Source organism: Vibrio sp. 1F255 (assembly GCF_041439145.1).
Classification (GTDB): Bacteria; Pseudomonadota; Gammaproteobacteria; order Enterobacterales; family Vibrionaceae; genus Vibrio; species Vibrio crassostreae_C.
The window spans coordinates 67080-86835 of the sequence record NZ_JBGONQ010000013.1; the positions used below are offsets into that span (position 1 = coordinate 67080).

Here is a 19756-nt window from a genome sequence, read left to right on the forward strand (position 1 = left end):
GTTAACTCAATCTGTTATTAAACGAGTTCGTTGCCGCTGGTGTTGCCAGCAAAGAAAGCATCAACACTGGTGAGTGTTGTGTTCGCGATATTGAACAGAGCATCTTTGGTTAAGAAAGCTTGGTGACCTGTGAACAGCACGTTGTGACAAGCAGATAGACGGCGGAACACATCATCGACAATCACGTCATTTGATTTGTCTTGGAAGAACAGCTCTTTCTCGTTGTCATACACATCAAGACCAAGTGCGCCAATCTTACTCTGTTTAAGCGCTTCGATAGCAGCTGTGGAATCCAGTAGTTCACCACGGCTGGTGTTGACAATCATCACGCCGTCTTTCATCTTCTCAAACGCAGTCGCATCTAATAGGTGGTAGTTCTCTTTACTCATTGGGCAGTGTAGAGAAATCACATCAGACTCTTGGTAAAGTTCGTCGAGTTCAACATATTTAGCCCCAAGTTCGACAGCCAACGGATTCGGATATGGGTCGTAGCATAGGATGTTCATGCCTAAACCTTTCAGAATACGCATGGTCGCTAGGCCAATTTTTCCAGAGCCTATCACACCTACAGTTTTACCGTGGAAGTTGAAGCCTACCAAGCCCTCAAGAGAGAAGTTTGCATCACGAGTACGCTGATACGCTTTGTGCAGCTTGCGGTTTAAACACATCATCATGCCGACCGTATGTTCTGCTACTGACTCTGGTGAATAAGCAGGAACGCGAACCACTTGCAGACCAAACTCTTTGGCTGCGTCTAGGTCGACCTTGTCAAAGCCCGCACAGCGCATCGCGATTAACTTGGTGCCGCCTTGAGCAAGAATCTCTAACACGTCTCGTGATAGGTCATCGTTTACAAACGCACAAACCACTTCGTTGTCGTGCGCCATTTTTGCTGTTGTTGTGGTGAGTCGAAAATCGTGAAAATGAAACTCAGCGTTGAGTTCGCCTTTTGCCAGTTCGAATGATTTTTCGTCGTATGATTTTGAGCTAAAAAAAGCAATGTTGAGCATGGCTTCCTCTCTTACCTAAAATATAAATAACCCACTGATTCATTCTCTGAAACGGGATTAAAACAAGGGCATGTTGACCTTTCGCGGTTAAGTTTTGTTCGAGATAAAATCGTTTTAATCGCGACGAGAGGTTTGCCGCCTAGTCATTCTAAGCAAAACCCTCTCAACAAAGAGTAAAACGATTTTAGCCGAACCCTTCGGGCAGTGTTTGTGGTTCCTTTCTACAGCGTTATCGAATTCTCATGTAGGCGAGCTACACGTCGAATTCTCTGCCTTGTATAAATAACCCACAAACGGCTGCAAAAATCAGCTCGATAGGTCAACATGCCCTACAACTCTGTTCAGTGTGCTAGAGTTTTTTTCTCTTGTCTATCACCATTAGTCATTGTAATTGCTATGGTTATTTGATCTTTTGTCTTCACTTATTGAACATTAAAAATCAAATTACGAGGTTGCTTGCTTATAAGTTCATCAATATTGAATGAATCTTACTTTCGGGTGTGGAACGTTGAATTTTCCAGTGTGACGGAATACGTAAATGACTCATATAAAACCTCTTCTCTAACTGTTCTTTGAAAGTTGTGCTTCTGTCTAACGAGTGGCGGTTGTTATTTACCAGTAGTTCTCACTGCTGAATTGACCGGGTTTTCTGCGTAAGCGCTTTTCGAAACCTAAGCTAGTTAGCGCTTCGCTTGTGTCACGAACCATTTGCGGATTGCCGCAAAGGTAGAAAAAACTGCGGGTTTGATTGAAAGCGACAGACGCGGCTTGCTCGAGGTCGCCTCCAAGTAACAAATTTGGGATTCGTCCGCGCAAAGTTCCGGTAACTGATTCTCTAGAAATAATTGGCACATATTTAAGTCTCCCTTGAAAGTGATTAACGAGTTGAGTGATACGATCTCGATAAGTCAGGTCTTGCTCTGTTCTTACAGCATGCACTAGAACCAGATTCTTGAATGAAGAGGCTTTGTCTGAAGTCAACTCATTTTGCTGTATCTGCATGCTCTCAAGTATTGAGATAAATGGGCCTACCGCGGTTCCGGTTGAAAGCATCCATAGATCGTCGGCGATCTCTGGGATCTCATCTAAGGTCATAAAGCCACTTGGGTCTTTGCCGACAAAGATGTCATCGCCCATCTTCAACTCATTAAGTTGAGGTGAAAGCTGACCGTTCTGATCCTTAATAATCAAAAATTCCATGTTGATGACCTTGTTCGTGCTCTGGCGCGTTCACCATCGAATAGGCGCGTCTTACGAACTCATCCTCACTGTTAAGTAAGCCAAGTTTCGTGAACTGACCTGCCTGATAAGAAGAGACAGGTGCACTAACCTGGAGTGAGAACAATTGATCTGTCCATTCTGTTTTGTTTAGGACTTTGCCTGTAACTAAACCATGAGGAATATCTGTCATATCATCCACCTTTAAGAAGAGAAGTTATCTCATTAAGGATACTCAACTATTTACACTTTAGAGTTGCATGTACCACGCCAATAATGAGAATGCTTATCAATACTGATTAAAGGTTAATTATTGGGTCGAATGTTGTCAAAAAGACAATATACTATTTGAGTCCAAATGACTCGTGCATGTGTTTTGGTTTCGTTTTAATAGACTTTAGCTGGTTGAACATCGTAAACATAGGTTGAGTGGTTTGACCCCTAGGATATTCAATCAATTACTGAAGAGAATAATTTATAGATGCGTATAATGGCGGCTTTCGTTCTCAATATAACTGTGTTTTATGCTTGATAATCTTCGTATGGCCTTGAACGTATTGTTCGTGACCATTAATACTGCATTCACCGCATTGGCTGTGAGCCTGTTTGCCCTAATCAAACTTATTTTGCCAATTTCTGTCGTTCAAAAATCATGCACTCGCTTAGCTAACTTCACATTCTGGTGTTGGGCTTCTCTTAATTTATGGATGTTGAACGCCAATAACGATATCGAATGGCAAGTGGAAGGGGGGGAAGATATTTCGACCAAGCAGTGGTATTTGATGATGTCTAACCACCTAAGCTGGGCAGATATTGTGATTTTGTCTTCAATCCTAAAAGACAAAATGCCGATGACGAAGTACTTCTTGAAACATGAATTGTTGTACGTACCATTTGTTGGCTTGGCCTGCTGGGGCTTAGATATGCCATTCATGAGACGCCACTCTCGTGAGTTCCTATTACGCAACCCAGAACGCCGTAATGATGATTTTAATGCAATCAATAAAGCGTGTACTAAGTTCAAATTAGCACCGACAACATTGGTTAATTTTGTTGAAGGGACTCGTGCAAACCACGAGAAACTGGCGTCAGCAAAGACCCCTTATCGCCACTTATTGAAGCCGAAAACTGGGGGCGTGGCATTTGCTTTATCTGCAATGGGCCCAATTTTGGATGGCATCGTGGATGTGACCTTAGCTTACCCTGAAAACCAAACCTCTCCGTTTGAAGATATGCTGAAGGGCAAAATGACTAAGGTCGTTGTGCGTATTAAATTGCATCCAATGGATGAGAACGTGAACGGTAATTACTTTGAAGATAAGGCTTTTAAACGTCGCTTCCACAATTGGTTGAACAGCACGTGGAAAGAGAAAGACGTCTACCTTGATACGGTTTATGGGGTTGATAAGCCTTCTGAGGTAGAGACAGTTGACGAGCCTGATGTGGCTTATAAGAAACAAGAACAGTAAGCTAAAACTGAATCGATAGCATTAATAAAGCCGATAGCTCATTGAACTATCGGCTTTTTTATTAATTTGACTTTCTTAATATTCAAACCATTAAGTTAGTACTTACTATGGCTTAACCGCCTGGTAAGCATCAATAATATGCTTTACTTGGCTAGGTTTGCCTTGCTTCTCTTGTCCTTGATGGATACGTAAGTAGTGCTGCAATGTTTTGGCTTTGTATTGCTGTGATACCTTCACTTGTTCATCACAACTTGGTGTCCAGATCTTGTCACCGACGTTTGATATCTCGCTAACGGTTTGGCTCTTTTCTGAATCACCGCGACTATTACTCACCAATAAAATCTCGTAGTAACGACGGTTCTCTTCAATCAACACTTCATCAATAAGACCAAAATGGATCGCCTTTAAATGGCTTCTCAACTCGAATTGCTGATGCACCGGACAAAGCAAGAAATCGATCGCTTTGTCTGGGTGTTGACGATGAATATCATCGACGAGCTTTTGAGTAAGATCGCCACCGACGCCCGCAATAATCACCAGGTGTTTGCCAGTATGTTTCTCAAGCGGGATAGCGGCGACATCCATACAGTAGACTTGCCATTGGCTAGTCACTTTCTGTTCTGCTATTGCACCTTGCGGAAAGTAACGCGTAAGTTTGCTTTCCAAATCGCTCATAAGAGACGGGACAATATCGACAAAGTGAAGCTGAGGTGCTTTGTTATCCGACAACAGTTGAACACCCAAGAAGCCGTGATCACAACAACAGTCCCAAATATGTTGGTAGTCATTGCTGACAAGGGAATGGAGAGTTTGCAGTCGGTTACTTAGCTTCATAAGGCTCGTGTCGTTAGAAAAGGGATGTTGTCTTATCGAAGGCGCATTGTAATGACTTTCTAGAAAAACAAAAGCACCTAGGGTGTGAATCCTAGGTGCTTTGTAGTGGCTACAGAAATGTAAGTATAGGTTTACGATGCTTTGGCAACGGCTCTGATATGGCCTTCCACTCGGTTCTTACCAAGTTGTTGCGCGATAAGTTTCGCTTGTTCCGCCAGCGCTAAAGCTGAGTCTGTTTCACCCTCTATTTGCGAGTATCCCACGCTAACCCCTAGCGATAAGGTGATATCTGGAGTGACGATGGTTTTCTCCGCGATTGCGACTCTGCACTGGTCTAGCTGGAATTTGGCATCTTTCACATCATTGGCTTTGAATAATACTGCGAACTCCTTTCCTCCAACACGAGCCAAGCAAAGTCCCTTTGGCTTGGGGAAGTAACTGCGTATCGATTCTGCAGTCAGCTTGATCATCTTGTCGCCCACCGCTTCACCGTAGGCTCGGTTTACGTGGTCGAAGTTATCGATATCAAGCAGAGCGACATAGGTATCGGGCTCGCTCACGTAGTTTTCGATGGCGATGCTGAAACTGCTCATATTGTCTAACTGCGTCATCAGATCTTTGCTGCTCAATTGATGTTGAAGCAGTAAGTTAGACAAAGAGACTTCAGTGTAATCACGGATCATTCGTAGAATACTCTGGCTGATCGGTAAGTTTACGTTTACGTACAACACTGCGATCAACTGCTGACGAGAGTGCAAAGGAATACAGTAATGACGTTGGTGTATTTTGAGTTTACACGCCAGTGGATCGGCGTACTTACCACTTCGGTAAGCCATAGTGTCCGGTGTAAATCGCTCTGCAAGGGCTTTGTCACAATGTACCGTGGATTTGTTTCCGTGATAGTCGATGGTACTGAATGCGTGGTTCTCAAGCTGATAGAGACAGAATTGAATGCCTTTTTGGTAGGTGAAACTATCCAGTATGGATTTTAACTCTCGCTTAAAGCTTACAAGGTCATCGACTTTATTCAGTTGCGACAAGGACACGTTCAAACGATAAGCCAGATAGTTGGCACCAATCCACAATAGCAGGAGTGAGCCCAGTACTAAGCCCGTCAACGTAAATTGATGTGAGCTGGTTAAGATGTCATGGCGGTCAGTGCCCGCAATGAACACCCAATTTAAGCTGTTGTCTGCGTCAAATACCGATATTTTGAAGTTATCTTGATAGTAATATTCGTGCTTACCAACGGTTTCACCTTGTGAGAGTTGGTGGCTGATCCCTGCATGGAAGCTGATGGATTTAGAACCGATACGCTGTGGATCCGGGTGGAATACCAGTCGCTCTGTTGCTCTGTCTACAACAAATACATAGCCATTATTAAGCGTTTTTAAATCTCTTAAACCCTGCGTGGTGTGAAACAAGTCAAATTCAATCCATATTTCCTCGTTCAATCTTTCTACCGTGTGTTTTACCGCAAATACCCAACGCCCATCAGGCTTTTGATAAACGGAAGAAATGTAGAAATCCTCAACGACGTTGTCTATTGAATGCCATTGTATTACGGCGATTTGTTCGCTCGAAAGTGGAAGACCTCGAGTGGAAATATAATTTTGAGATTGCGGTTTGTATCGAACGATATCTGAGAAATTGGGTGTTCTTTTTAGGATATTATCACTGATTTCGCGAAATTTTTTGTCATCAAAGCTGGATGCCTTAGGTAAGCCTAAACTGGTCTCAAGAAAGTAAAGCTTGCCGAAAACGGCTTCGATATTTGAGCGAATAGTGGAACTAGCGATACGAATATTTGATGATGATTGGTTAGTTGCTGTAGTTTCAACTTTCTCTAGTTGAGCGATAGCTAAATAAAGCATTCCTCCGGTTAGTAAGAGTATGTATGGTTTGAAAAGCCGAATAAGTGTTTTAGGTAAAGCCATGATATCCAAGACGTTATAGATTCATTTTTATAGTACGGCAATACTAAACAGTTTCATCCATCACATCAATGCAAATGATTCCATATAAAAGAATGATTTATGTGATATTCAGCTAATAAAAAAACCAGCTATAAATATAACTGGCTTTTATGGTTTTTTGGCGTTTTATTAAGCTAGCTTAGCTTTTACTTCAATCAAATCAGTGTTATCTGGCGAGTAGTGCAAAATTGCCATCGAAGTCGGCGATAGCAGCATTTCACCTTCTGCATGACCTGGTTTTACATTTCGTAAGTTGGTATCACAAATGGTGACCCAGTTTTGGTCGCGATCAGTCGGTAACGAGAATCGAGCGGGTGCGTTGGTTTGGTTTATCAAATAAATCAATTCGTCACCGTCTTTGCCAATACCTAAGTGCAGCGCAACAGAGCTTAAACGATTCCAATCATCATGCTCCATGAGTGTGCCATCGACACGGCTCCAGAAGATGCGGTTCGAGTTGCGTTTTTCTCCGCTGAACGCCTTAATAAAAGGCACCATATATTGTTGACGTGCAGAGATCATTTCAGCTAACCAAGTCTTGAAATAAGTTTTTCGCTCAGAATCTTCCCAGTTAATCCAGCTAGTTACACTATCTTGACAGTAAGCGTTGTTGTTGCCTTTTTGAGTGTGAGATAACACATCAGCTGTCAGAATATGTGGAATGCCAAAGGCAAACAACAGACTCGCCATGAAGTTACGTTTCTGTTTTTCGCGTGTGGCAACAACCAATAGGTTTTCGGTTTCCCCTTCAACACCGTAGTTATCAGAGCGGTTATCACCGTGTCCATCTCGGTTGTTCTCGCCGTTATCTTCATTGTGCTTGTGTTTGTAAGAGACAAGATCTTGCATTGTGAAGCCGTCGTGATACGTGATGTAGTTTACGGTTAGTCTGTATGGCCAGTGTGCTGCGCTGTAGATATCGCGAGATCCCATTAAGCGCGTCGCAAACTCTTTTAGATAGCCTTGATCACCGCGCCAGAAGCTACGTGTGATATCACGCAGTTTGTCGTTACATTCATTCCAGCCTAGTGGAAAGTTACCTACTTGATAACCGTTAGGGCCAATATCCCACGGTTCTGCAATCAACTTGGTCTCTTTGAGCACAGGATCTTGAGCAACGGCTTTGAAAAAAGCAGCTTCAGGGTTGTAATTATCGCCTTCACGTCCCAGCGTCGCGGCCAAATCAAAACGGAAGCCGTCGACTTTGAATTCACTCACCCAGTAACGAAGCGTATCCATCACTAAGTTGAGTGCGGGCTGGTGGGTGAGATCTACTGTGTTTCCACAACCCGTGAAATTCGCATAATGGCAGCCATGTTTAATGTAGTAGCGGCTATCGAGTGCTTTTAGGTTGAAGGTGGTTCCGCCTTCCCCACCTTCTGCTGTGTGGTTGTACACGACATCTAGAATGACTTCGATGCCATTGCGGTGCAGTTCGCGAATCGCAGTCTTTAACTCGTTTACGGCATCTTTCTCTGCGTAGCGAGGGTCAGGCACCATAAACAAGTATGGGTTGTAACCCCAATAGTTCACTTTACCCATGTCTAATAGGTGTGGTTCATGCATGCATGCGGCAATGGGCAAAAGCTGTAGAGAGTTGATATTTTGCTGTTTGTAGAACGCAAGCATTTCAGGGCTCACTAACCCTAAGTAGCGTCCTTTAGTATTGGCAGCCACTTCTGGGTGCAGTTGAGATAGACCTTTTACATGCGTTTCAAAAAGAACGGTATCTTCGCGGCTAATGCGTGGCTTTTCTACATCTTGCCAATCGAAGGTGTCATCAACAACGACACATTTCGCCATAGCAAAGCTTTTTTCATTGGTATATGGCGTGACGTAATCGAGCGGTTCGCTTATTGCTTTGGCATACGGGTCTGAAAGCAGGATAGGGCCATTGTCCGTTTCGGCAATGAAGCCGTATTTTTGCCCCGCTTTAATACCATCAATAAAGACATATCTGATATCAGCGTATTCATTTTCCAATTTATAAGTGGTGAATTCGTCGTTCTCGTCAAAAAGAGCGAGTGAAAGAGATTTACAGTCAGGAGAATAAATAGAGAAGTTGCAGCCAGTGTTACCTGGCGTTGCGCCTAGCGGATAAGGGCGAGCGAGCGTTCTAGTCATTGCTTGATTTCTTGTTCGTTTATCAACATCAGTGAACTATTAGTAAAAGGCTTTGTCACAGTAAGGTCAAGCAACTTCACAGATTAATTACGGTAAAAAAATAATTCATCGATGAAGTTCAAATTATATATTTGAGCTAGATCTCACTTATGTTGAATAATTAGATCTGTGTGCTGTCTACTCCTCCTATATTAAGTGATCTACCTCTTTAAAACACCATTCTGTATATTTTCTACTCCCCTCTAGTCCCCCTTAATTAACTTAGGGGCGGAGGAAGTCAAACTTGTCATCCCCTCTTAATATTGACCCCGTTGAAACGAATCAGGGGAAACCCTAAACCTCTCTATCTTACGACTACCATTACTGCCTTTGGTTGCCGCAAGAGAGCAAAAATATAAAAACCTAAAATAAATCGTCCTTAATGGAGTTAAGAATGAAAAAAGTAAGTTTGATTGCTGTTGCAGTGGCAACTACATTAGCTGCTGGCTCTGCGTTCGCTGTAGATTTTAATGGCTACATGCGTGCTGGTACTGGTATTAGCGGTAACGGTAACGGCGACGTATCAGTAAATAAAAACGGTATTGGTCGTCTAGGTAACGAAAATGACAACTACTACGAGTTTGGTCTAGCTGAAGAACTAAAAACTGGCGAGCAAACGTGGCGCGTAGAATCTATGATTGCTCAAGGCAACAACGGTTCTAATGGTTGGGAAGACGGTGATTTCAACGTTGCACAATTTGCTGTTAAAGCTAAAGGCGTGATCGCTTCAGACAAAGAAGCAACGCTTTGGGCTGGTAAAACATACTACCAACGTAAAGATATCCACATCACTGACTTTTACTTCCTAAACACGTCAGGTACCGGTGGTGGTATTGAAAACTTATCTATTGGTGACCAGAAGCTTTCTGTTGCGCTGATTCAAGACGGTGACCACGACGAGTCTACAGGTTACATTTTTGATGCTCGTCTAGCGAACATTGGCCTATGGCAAGATGCATCTCTAGAGCTAGCATTAGCGTACAACTTTGCAACTGACTCTGATGATAAGAGTGAAGAAGCGGATGATGGCCTACTAGCTTCTGCGATCATTCACCAAGGTATGGATAACGGTTTCCACCAAACTATCCTTCAATACGGTACTAACGGTTACGGTGTTCAGGCGGCTAACTTCTGGGGTTCAGGTACATACTACGCTCGTGGTACTGAAGCATTCAACGATGCATCTGGTTTCCGTTTGATCAACTGGGGTGTAATGAACCTAGGCGAATCTTGGGAAATGGGTCACCAACTAGCATACCTATCTGGTAGCGACATCGGTGGTCAAGCTGGAGGCGTTTACACAAACAAAAACTTTGATATCGACCAGTACTCTGTAGTTGCTCGTCCAATGTTCAAGTGGAACGACACTATGCGTACTATCTTCGAAGCAGGTTACAATGCTGGTGAGAAAATTTCAGACAGCGGTTTAGCTAAAGAAGATTTCGGTAACGCTAAGTTCACAGTAGCTCAAGCTTGGGCTATGGGTGACAGCTTCTGGGCTCGTCCTGAAATTCGTGTTTACGGTTCTTACATCCTAGATACTGAAAACAAAGATGCATTCAACGGCGACGATACTGAGTACGTGTTCGGTATTCAAGCTGAAGCTTGGTGGTAAACACTTAGCTTAACAAATCCTAAACTGTCCTAATTCATAGCCGGCTCGCGTCGGCTATTTTTTTAAGGAATGTACGATTAAGTTGATCGTTCCCTAGGTGAATAGTTCTCTTTGTGGTAATTAAAGTTAGTAAATTTCTTAAAAAAATAACAAGAAGGAAGGGTTATGTATTTTAAAGCTCTAATGTTGAGTGGTTGTGTTGCGTTGGCCGGTTGTCAATCTGCACAAGTAGTCGAGCAAGTGCAAGTGGCACAGGCTGAACAAGTTAACTCTATTGCTGGTCTTCAATTTGCCCCGATGAAGCTTCCAAGCTCGGCAATTTTCGATGTAACACCAGACAGTCAAATTTTAAACTATCAGGGTATAAACAGCCCTGTAGTAGCGATCGAGCTACCAGCGGATCGCGGTGAATACTCTATTAAGATCACCAGCATGATCGGTGATACAGCATTTGTGCCGAATGCCGTGATTTACGATAAAAACGGTCGCGAGTTAGAGCGTTATGGCAAAGAGAGCTTCGAATACGCGAAGCCTAGGTTGCATTTGGGCAACCGTCTTGTTGCAGAAAATGATTTTTACCCACCGACAACTGCTGAATCTGTTTACTTAGTTATCTATACAGAGCAAGAAGATCTTGGTGGTTTTACTGATGTCATTCACCCTGCACGTTTAGATGCGGAAGGCCGCGGTAACTACCTGCCAGAAGTAGAAGACATCCCCGTTCCAAACGCGAATGTCGGTAAGATTGAAGTGACTATTGATAGAGTGGGCTTCTTCTCATTTGGCTCTAGCAGTGAATCTAACGCTAAACCAGCGGCAGCAGCTAAGGTTGAGACTATTCAACCAGAAACACAAACTTACTACCATAATGCCATTCAAGCAGCAGTAGACGCAGACAATATTCCCAAAGCACTTAGCTTATTAGATGAAGCAAAAGCCCTTGGTATTGAAGGTGCACAAGAAGCCTTTGTGCGAGCCGTCAACGCCAAGTAATATAGATAAAGGGTTCCTTTAAAAGTGCAATGCTTGTAAGTTAAGCATCGGTTAGCATCTTCTAAGGAACCCTATCGAATACCGCTTTAATGTATATGCTTTTTATTTGCAATGTTCAGCAACTTTCTCGCCTAAAGGGACTTCTGTATTTTCGCATTTTGATACGTGACCAGTAGTCGTTTCCCCTGCTTTATCCGTTTCCATATATTGATCAACATTACCGTTGCTTTCAAGTGTTTGCAGTGCCTGTTTGTGCGCGGCATTTTCAGCTTGTATTTGTTGCGTTGTTGCAGTGCTAGGAGTATGTGCCAGGGCGCGAGCAGCGTCGGTAGATTCTACAAGATCAGTGGTATTAGCCAAAGCCATCCCGCCCATCAATGCTGTAGTCACGATGCCCATTTGGATGGTTTTGATGATATGTTTACGGTTCATGGAAGTTTTCCTAATCAAAATTTAACGACACCGCAAACAACTGCGGTGTTTTTCTGTTGATAGAATATTACATCGAGAATTGAATGTATTTTAATCGTAATTGTAGGGCGTAACCCTTCAAAAAAGGCTGCCAGGATTAATTCTGTTCACTTAAGGGAGAGCGGCATTCCTACTATGATATATCGTTAAGATTTGGTTTTAACGGTTCTAAGGAATATCCTTTCCCTTTAGTTCTAAGTTTTCAGCCATGTAATCGAATGTAGGGGCTATAAAGTATGGTTGGAAATGCCCCGAATTTTAATGGGCGATGCAGTTGTTTATTATTTGCTTAAATCTGCTGGGTTCAATAGTTGTAAAAAAGGGAGACTGACGTCTCCCAAAGGCTAGCTTTCGCTTGTTTTATTATCTGTTACTTGAACCTAAGCTTGGAGCTTAATTCTTAGTGACAGATATCACAGCTTTGTCTACATTGTCGTCAAGCTCGTGAATGGCATTCAAGGTGAAGGTGTAGCTGCCCGCTTCCGTTACGCTCAATTGGCAATTGCCACCTGTGCCAATATCGATTGACCCGCTTGCAAGCTCTACAGAATCGCAACCAAAGTTAGGTGTTTTCCAATCAGCATCTGCAAACTTGAAGCCATAGTTACCTGCTTCCAAATTGCCTGTTACAGAATAAACCCCATTAGCAACAAAGCTCATCGCCCAATCATCAACAGGGTTCCAACCATTCATATCCCCACGAACATACACGGTTGTTTGGCCGTATGGCGGAATGCTCGATACATCCTTGCCAGAGTTATCAACTGGCAGGCCAGCACCTTGTGCATCACCTTGAGCTTGTACAAATACAGCGGTAGTTAGCGCAGGGACTGTGAAGGTTTCAGCGGCAAAGCTTGCGCCTTTCACTGTGTCGTCAGCCGAGTTTTGTTGAACGTCATGAAGTGTAAAGCCGGTTGCTCCTGTGATTTTGAATGATTGAGATTTATTAGTTGAGTTTACAACTGCCACAATCGCATCATTTGCAGGGTCAAGATCGTCGCCCGCAGACACGCCATCATCGATCGACATGACAATCAGGCCTTCGACTTGATCTTCGCCAACGTTACGGAAGTCGACACGCTTCATAACTTCGTCAGCTGTATCTAAGCGGAACAGTTCGCTTGAGCTACGGATCTTTAATAGCTCTAGGAATTGCTGCTTAGTCAGCTCAATGTCGTCTGAGTCTGGTTTAGCCGCGCTGTCAGCAATGATTGTTTTGATCAGATCCCAGTTTGCACCATCTTTATCTTCACGAGGTAAGCCAACATTCCAGTTGTTGTCCGTCCCATCAAACATGACGCGGTTGTACCAGTCACCAGAATCGTAAGAATCGCGCTGCATAGACTTAGATCGTAGCAGTTCAGAACCCATATGGATGAATGGTATGCCTTGGCCTAGCATCACGGTAGAAAGCGATACAGACTGCATACGCGCACGCTCTGCAGAGCTAGTACCAGTGGCGATCTTGTAAGCGTTGTTATCCCAAAGTGTTTGGTTATCGTGTTTGGAAACGTAAGAGATGTTCTCGGAAGGCATCTTGGTGTAACCAGCTGGCGCGCCGTTGTAATCAACGTTTTTACCCAGTTTGGTATCGCCTTTGTAATCAATCAGTACGTATTCTGCGAGGTTACCTGCCATCCCCAAACGAACAAGGTCTTGGTTATGTAAACGACCATTGATCGAATCTTGATCAACTTTGGTTTCTTCGTTGGCAATCGCTGCGTTACCAAAGCCTTGGTTAAAGCGAAGTGGGTGGTTCCCTTCTGAGTCGACACCACCATCGAATGGGCTACCACCACGAACGGCGTCACGCAAACGGTCTGAGAAGGTACCGATTTCTGTACCTGCCATGTTGATTTGGTTTGCTTGATCGAAGCGGGCGTTGTTGGCGACTTCACCAAAGTCCCAGCCTTCCCCGTAGAACAGAGTATTCGGGTCGATTTTGCGCACTTCTTCCAATGCTTCGACCATTACATCTTTTGGCTGGTGGCCCATCAAGTCAAAACGGAAACCATCCACTTTGTAGTCGTCAGCCCACACCTTAAGTGAGTCGACCATCAATTTACCCATCATCAGGTTTTCGGTCGCAGTGTTGTCACAACAAGTCGAGTTTTCTACGCCACCAGTGTTGACGTTAAGACGGTGGTAGTACCCAGGGACAATCTTATCCAGTACCGACTTATCGTTCACACCAGACGCATTGGTGTGGTTGTATACCACGTCCATGATCAGCTTAAGATCCATGTCGTGCGTAGCTTTGACCATCTGACGGAATTCGAGAATACGCTGAGAACCATTAGGATCGGTCGCGTAACTTCCCTCAGGAACTGTGTAATGGAATGGGTCGTAGCCCCAGTTGAAGCTATCAAGCATACGAAGGTCATTCATTAATGCTTGTGCGTCACCCGTTGAAGGGTCATAACCATCGAGTACGTCTTCGATGACTTTGTTTTCGTCTTCGCTTCCACATAAGGTAGCTGTCGGTTTTACATCACACAGTTTTCCTACGGTGTCGGTGATATCAACACGGCTCGCGGCATCTTCATCGACGGTAGCGATATCAAATGCTGGTAAGATATGCAGCGTAGTTAAACCTGCTTCTTGGAGAGCTTGTAGGTGTTTGACCGACTCACGATCGGCTTCTGTAAGAGCGAGGTACTTGCCATTTAGGCTAGCTGTGCCGAGCTTATCGCTGAAACTAAAGTCACGTAGGTGTGATTCGTAAAGTACGTGGTCTTCGTCTTTCTCTACGGTTGGTCGTTGGTAGTTGTCCCAGTTCGCTGGTTTCAAGGTTGAATCATTCAGGTCAATCACTTGAGAGTATGCTGAGTTCTTTGACAAACTGAGAGAGTATGGGTCTGTCACAAGGCGAGTTTCGATATTGCCTGTGGTTGGGTGATAAACCTTCACTTGGTAACGGTAATAACTGTTCACTGCATTAGACACGGCATCAGTCGCCCAAATGCCTGTCTCAGTGTTTTCCGTCATCGGGATTACTTGTGAACTTAGCAGATCTTCACTGTATAGAACGAGTTCTACATCTTGCGCGGTTGGTGCCCAAAGCTTGAAGGTCGCCACACTGCCTTCAACAATTGCGCCTAGTTCTTCAGCCATTGCATTACCAGCATCTTCGCTAGCAAATACCGCATCAAGCACACCAGGTTTTTGAACCTCAGTTGAAGAGATAACATCGCCATTGGCATTGTAGGCAACAAAAATTATCTGAGATTTTAAAATAGTGCGAAGTGTGCTGTCGTCAACATCGATAGCTAGGGCAGGTAAGCTTGCAAGGTGTCGGAAACGCTCTTTCAATTCAGAAGATAGTTCTCCGTCTTTGCTTAGTTCAATTGCAGTTCCACCGACAATCTCTTTGTCATCGTTCATTGTGATGCTGTTGTCTAGTGCATAGAAAAGCTTCACAGAGTCTGCATTGCTAGCCGCTTCCCAACCAATTGTGGTTGCATCTAGCCAGTGTGCTTTTTGACCATCAATATTGACTGGTCGCTCTGAAATAGGGTCGTAGTACAACTCGCTGCTGCCATGGAAACCAAATACGCCTTGTGAATCGCCAAGCTTAGTTAACTCGACTTTTGAGTTCGCACTGCCAAATGCTTTCTCATCACCATTGTGCAAGATGAAGTTCATGCATTTGTGTGGGTCAGAGGCATCTGGGTCAACTTTCAACACATAATAGGCACCGTAAGTATCGCTGATACCATCGTATTCGTAAGGGCTGTTCCAATCGGTTCCGGTTTCACTCAACCCCATGCCGACTAAGTCTGTGCTGGTACAGCCTTCACCATTCCAAAGGTGAAGCCCCCAACCGTCGTAAGTTGAGCCAGATGAGCTGGCAGCGGCAACATCGCGTTTGTAGTAAATAACGACTTCGTTTTCAGCTGCAGGGTATAAACCACTGTTGCCAGGGGCTGTACCGTTGTCGCTATCATTATCACTACCACAACCCGCGATCAAAGTAGCGGTGAAGAGCGGTAACATTGCTTTGGCCAATGTAGAGCGTTTGAAGCTCTTCTTTTTGGTATTGTTGAAGGTATTTCGTAGAGAGATAATTTTATTAATATTTATGTTGTTCACGTTTTGATATCCATATTTCACTTTTTATGAAGATGAATATCCTAGCTTTAACCAAGGTCAACTATTTGTGATGGCAATGTATAAAGTTATTTTAAATTCGTAAATATAGGAAACCTAGTGTCAATATCACGCTTTGTATTTGGTTATTGTTAAATTAATTGGATCAATGACTCATTTGCATAATATCAATAATGTAAGGCGTAGAGGCTAGGCGTAGTTAATAAGGATGAGAGCTCATCCTTATTATTGTGAGTAATATATCGAATTGAGAGAGTGTTAATTTAATGTGGAAATTAAGTTATTTATCAATTAGCTAAAAGCGAGCTGTTCGGTAATTTATATTGATAGGTATATCATCCATTTAAGGATAACACCCAAGCCAAAGACGCCAGCGGTTTCAATTCAATATTAAAACTGCCAACACTGTTCTCAATGTCGAGCACTTGTTGCGCTATGCCTTCAATATATTCATTGAGTATGTAACGACCATCAACTAATTTGAGTTTTTGGATTACATCACTTGGAATCTTTAAGTGAATATTTTCAGTGGTATGTTGGCTGAAATTAGCTGCAACAATGGTTAGCTCTTGGTGGTCAGAGCGCAGAAATGCGTAGACTGAATCACTTAAGTTACAGCACTGGTGTAAGTCTTGGTAATCACCTGTCATCGACGAGTGCTCTAGCGAAAAGTTCATTACCTTTTGATAGAAGTGACGCAGTTGCTTTTCGTTATTGTTTAGTAACTCACCATCGAACGCACCATTATTCATCCACTTTTGGTGTTGTGGGACGCCAATGTAGTCAAATATGGAAGTTCGTGAGGGCTGTCCAAAGCCTGCATTCTCCTCACCGGGTTCGCCGACTTCTTGCCCAAAGTAGATCATGGTTGGAGAACTACTCAATAACGTGCTGACGAGCATCGCAGGCTTTGCGATATGTGGATTGCCAACAAACTCTGGAGAAGCGATGCGTTGCTCATCGTGATTATCCAAGAAGTGCAGCATGTGATGTTCAATATCCATCATCTGATGTTGGATTTCGGGGATGATAGCCGTTGAAGCCTTGCCTTGCATGATGTCTTTTAGACCGTCATAAAGATCAACCTTATCGTACAGGTAGTCCATTTTTCCTAGGTGAATATAGTCGCGGTACAAATGACGTTGGTACACCTCAGCCATTAAAAAGGCATCTTGGTTTTTCATCTTTATTGATGAGTTGAGGTAGCTCCAAAATTCGACTGGAACCATCTCAGCCATATCGTAGCGAAACCCATCAACACCTTTATTCAACCAAAACAAGGCGATATCTCGGAATTTAGCCCAAGAGTTAGGCACATAAACAGATTCCCAGAAACGGAAATGATCCATGTAATTGCGTTGAGCATAGTCACTCGGTAGTTCAGGGAAGTCTTTTGAACCGTCTGGTCGCATGCCATAATTGATTTTCACCGTTTCATACCAATCATCGAAACTAGGCTTGGCTAAACGTGAGCCGTTACCTGTCCATTTGGCGGGCGTCTCTATAAACGGGGAGTTTAGGTTGGGATGCTGTTCACCACCTAGCGGCGTAAAGGCGGGCTCTATGTCTGGCAATTCAAAGGTGCTGTTGGGAATGTAGTAGAAGTTATTGTCTTTGTGGTATTCCAGCGTTGTGTCATCTTGAGCGCCGAAGTCACTGACACCTTCTGGGTTGTTTAAGCCTTTATAATGACGCGCAACGTGATTCGGTACGATATCGATAATCACTTTTAAACCATTGTCGTGACTTCTTTTGATGAGTGCCTCGAACTCTTCCAAACGGCGATCAGGATTCTCAGCGAGGTCTGGATTGACTGAGTAGTAATCTTTTACCGCATAAGGTGATCCTGCACGGCCTTTTACCACGCTCGGGTGATCGTCTGAAATCCCGATGTGTTTGTAATCATTGATGATGGCGTGATGTGGCACTCCGGTATACCAAATATGAGTCATACCGAGTTTGCGGATTTCAGACAGCGCTTTGTCGGTAAAATCACTGAACTTACCGACGCCATTTTGCTCGATTGTGCCCCATGGAACATGTTGGGTGTTTTTATTGCCAAATAAACGCGTAAAAACTTGGTAGATGGCGTACTTTTGGTTGTACATATTTATAATTCCTTTAACTTCCATCATGTTATGTAGGGATGAAAGGGCTTGTTTATTCTTTGCAGGCTAACCGAATTACAATATGCCTTGCTCATCCTTATCAAAATCTACAGGGCGTAATTGCTACAGTATGTGAGCTGTTGCTCAAAAGGAGTCATGTTGTCTTCATCTATTCAAATCGTTATCACTTATTTGGTTCTGGTGGCGGTGTCTGTGTTGTTTGCGGAAAGTTCTAAAGCGCTGTTGGTGTGGTATTTGGTTATCGGTTTCGTGACGTTTTTTGTGTACGCGAAGGACAAGCGAGCAGCGATCAATGGCAATTGGCGTGTGCCAGAGAAAACTCTGCATATTTTTTCTGTTGCTGGTGGCTGGCTAGGGGCGTTGATTGCTCAAGATAAGCTGCGTCATAAAACGCAGAAGCAGCCGTTCAGAGCCATATATTGGGTGACAGTGGCAGTGAATGTTGCGGCGTTTGTGTGGACACTAACCCCGAGCGGGCAGGCGATGTTTGGTCGTTGGCTTAGTGAACTTGTGGGTTATTTATAAAGAGAATAACGGTTAGCACAGGAGTACCAACCGTTAAAATACAGAAGTTATTCGACTAGAGCATCGGAATGGTCGATGCTAGAAGCAAGCCTGCCATACCGTAGTTGAAGCTTTTGATACGGACGGGTGTGGTTAACCAGTGTTGCAGTTGTTTACCTGCCGCTGTCCAGAATGTCACGGATGGTAAGTTGGCGAGCGTGAAGATACCTGCGATGATCGCAAGCTCCCACCATGAACTGCCGCTGCTATAGACTGAAATTGCCGTCAGCGCCATCGACCAACCTTTCGGGTTCACCCACTGAAAACTTGCCGCGCCGATGAAGGTCATTGGCTTATAAGCCTCGGTGCTTTTGGCTTTGCCGCTCAATGCTATCTTAATTGCAAGGTACACGAGGTAAGCAAGGCTTAGGTATTTCAAGATTTGGTGAGTAACCGGATAAGCGTTGAAAATGCCCATTAAACCGAAGCCAACTAGCAGCAACATGGCTGCAAACCCTAGAGCAATGCCAAGCATGTGCGGAATAGTACGGGCAAAGCCAAAATTTGCTCCTGATGTCATGAGCATGATGTTATTTGGACCTGGTGTGAAGGTCGAGACGAACGCAAACAAGGCTAGTGCGCTAAGTTGCTCTAAAGGCATTATGGTTCTCCAGCAAAAAATGAACGAAGTGACTGACCGGTCATGACTTTCACGTGTTGAGAAACATAGTAGGTGGAAAGTGAGGCAATTATGTGCTTTTATTTCCTCTATTATCACTAAATGCACAATAATAAGTAGTTATGGATAGATTTGACGAAAGGATATTGCAAGAGCTTAAATTGGACGGCAGAATCTCCAACATTGAGCTGTCAGAACGAATTGGTTTGTCGGCTTCTGCGACCTTAAGACGCGTCCAGGATCTTGAGCGTAAAGGAATAATTCAAGGTTACCGTGCGGTTCTGGATAATGGGCTGATGGGGGTCGGTTTTATTGCTTATGTTTCGATTGGTTTATCAAGCCACAGCAAAGCGGCTCAGCTGGAGTTTGAACAACACGTCAGTATGGAAAAAGAGGTAGTGGAGTGCCACAACATTACCGGTGCTAACGAGTACTTGCTAAGGGTAGAAACCAAAGATCTACCGGGCTATAAGAAGTTTCATGCCGATGTGCTTGGGGAATGTGCTCAGGTGCAATCTATTACGACTATGGTTGTGATGGATACCCCTAAAGACGAACGCTAGTCGAGTTTTATTTCAGGAGAGG

General features: G+C 43.8%; 13 protein-coding genes and 1 pseudogene. 5 read left to right on the top strand and 9 right to left on the bottom strand.

Going from position 1 to position 19756, the window contains the following annotated elements; translation table 11 throughout:
* Positions 1-17 precede the first annotated feature (17 nt).
* Complete coding sequence (locus ACED41_RS09760; RefSeq protein WP_017063995.1) at positions 18-1010, bottom strand: 2-hydroxyacid dehydrogenase; 993 nt, start codon at positions 1008-1010, stop codon at positions 18-20.
* Positions 1011-1622: 612 nt separating this feature from the next.
* Positions 1623-2421 (bottom strand): annotated as a pseudogene (locus ACED41_RS09765) (ferredoxin--NADP reductase).
* Positions 2422-2752: 331 nt separating this feature from the next.
* Here ACED41_RS09765 and ACED41_RS09770 point away from each other — a divergent pair.
* On the top strand, positions 2753-3697 hold the full coding sequence (locus tag ACED41_RS09770; RefSeq protein ID WP_017063993.1) for an acyltransferase: 945 nt from the start codon (positions 2753-2755) through the stop codon (positions 3695-3697).
* A 105-nt stretch (positions 3698-3802) separates the two neighbouring features.
* Here ACED41_RS09770 and ACED41_RS09775 read toward each other — a convergent pair whose 3' ends face one another.
* From ACED41_RS09775 to glgX, 3 genes are all read right to left on the bottom strand, one after another.
* Positions 3803-4531, bottom strand: coding sequence for a tRNA (adenine(22)-N(1))-methyltransferase TrmK (locus ACED41_RS09775; protein WP_017069730.1), 729 nt, complete (start codon positions 4529-4531; stop codon positions 3803-3805).
* Between the two features lie 131 nt (positions 4532-4662).
* Positions 4663-6405: a diguanylate cyclase gene (locus ACED41_RS09780; RefSeq protein WP_371724884.1), complete on the bottom strand. Its 1743-nt coding sequence runs from the start codon at positions 6403-6405 to the stop codon at positions 4663-4665.
* A 231-nt stretch (positions 6406-6636) separates the two neighbouring features.
* The gene (gene glgX, locus ACED41_RS09785) at positions 6637-8631 is read right to left on the bottom strand and encodes a glycogen debranching protein GlgX (protein ID WP_371724885.1); all 1995 of its coding nucleotides are present in this window, start codon (positions 8629-8631) and stop codon (positions 6637-6639) included.
* A 433-nt stretch (positions 8632-9064) separates the two neighbouring features.
* Here glgX and lamB point away from each other — a divergent pair, with 433 nt between their 5' ends.
* Together lamB and ACED41_RS09795 are read left to right on the top strand one after the other, a co-directional pair.
* The gene (gene lamB, locus ACED41_RS09790) at positions 9065-10285 is read left to right on the top strand and encodes a maltoporin LamB (RefSeq protein WP_170962457.1); all 1221 of its coding nucleotides are present in this window, start codon (positions 9065-9067) and stop codon (positions 10283-10285) included.
* Positions 10286-10450: 165 nt separating this feature from the next.
* Positions 10451-11278 (top strand): MalM family protein, encoded by an 828-nt coding sequence (locus ACED41_RS09795; protein WP_017058852.1) that lies wholly within the window; start codon positions 10451-10453, stop codon positions 11276-11278.
* Between the two features lie 102 nt (positions 11279-11380).
* Here the strand turns inward: ACED41_RS09795 and ACED41_RS09800 are convergent, their stop codons facing one another.
* The 3 genes from ACED41_RS09800 to ACED41_RS09810 all read right to left on the bottom strand — a co-directional run bounded on the left by ACED41_RS09800 (position 11381) and on the right by ACED41_RS09810 (position 17967).
* Entirely contained in the window at positions 11381-11710 is a 330-nt protein-coding gene (locus ACED41_RS09800; protein ID WP_017058851.1) for a hypothetical protein, read from the bottom strand.
* A gap of 432 nt (positions 11711-12142) precedes the next feature.
* Positions 12143-15841 carry a pullulanase-type alpha-1,6-glucosidase gene (gene pulA / locus ACED41_RS09805; protein ID WP_371724886.1) on the bottom strand — a complete coding sequence of 1233 codons (3699 nt, stop codon included), beginning with the start codon at positions 15839-15841 and terminating at the stop codon, positions 12143-12145.
* Between the two features lie 353 nt (positions 15842-16194).
* A complete protein-coding gene (locus ACED41_RS09810) occupies positions 16195-17967 on the bottom strand; it encodes an alpha-amylase family glycosyl hydrolase (protein ID WP_371724887.1) in 1773 nt (590 codons plus the stop codon).
* A gap of 156 nt (positions 17968-18123) precedes the next feature.
* On the opposite strand from ACED41_RS09810, the gene ACED41_RS09815 reads away from it, so the two are divergent.
* On the top strand, positions 18124-18513 hold the full coding sequence (locus ACED41_RS09815; protein WP_371724888.1) for a DUF1294 domain-containing protein: 390 nt from the start codon (positions 18124-18126) through the stop codon (positions 18511-18513).
* A gap of 55 nt (positions 18514-18568) precedes the next feature.
* On the opposite strand, the gene ACED41_RS09820 is transcribed toward ACED41_RS09815, so the two are convergent.
* The gene (locus tag ACED41_RS09820; protein WP_371724889.1) at positions 18569-19153 is read right to left on the bottom strand and encodes a LysE family translocator; all 585 of its coding nucleotides are present in this window, start codon (positions 19151-19153) and stop codon (positions 18569-18571) included.
* A gap of 140 nt (positions 19154-19293) precedes the next feature.
* On the opposite strand from ACED41_RS09820, the gene ACED41_RS09825 reads away from it, so the two are divergent.
* The gene (locus ACED41_RS09825; protein ID WP_009845852.1) at positions 19294-19734 is read left to right on the top strand and encodes an Lrp/AsnC family transcriptional regulator; all 441 of its coding nucleotides are present in this window, start codon (positions 19294-19296) and stop codon (positions 19732-19734) included.
* The last annotated feature ends 22 nt before the right edge of the window (positions 19735-19756 follow it).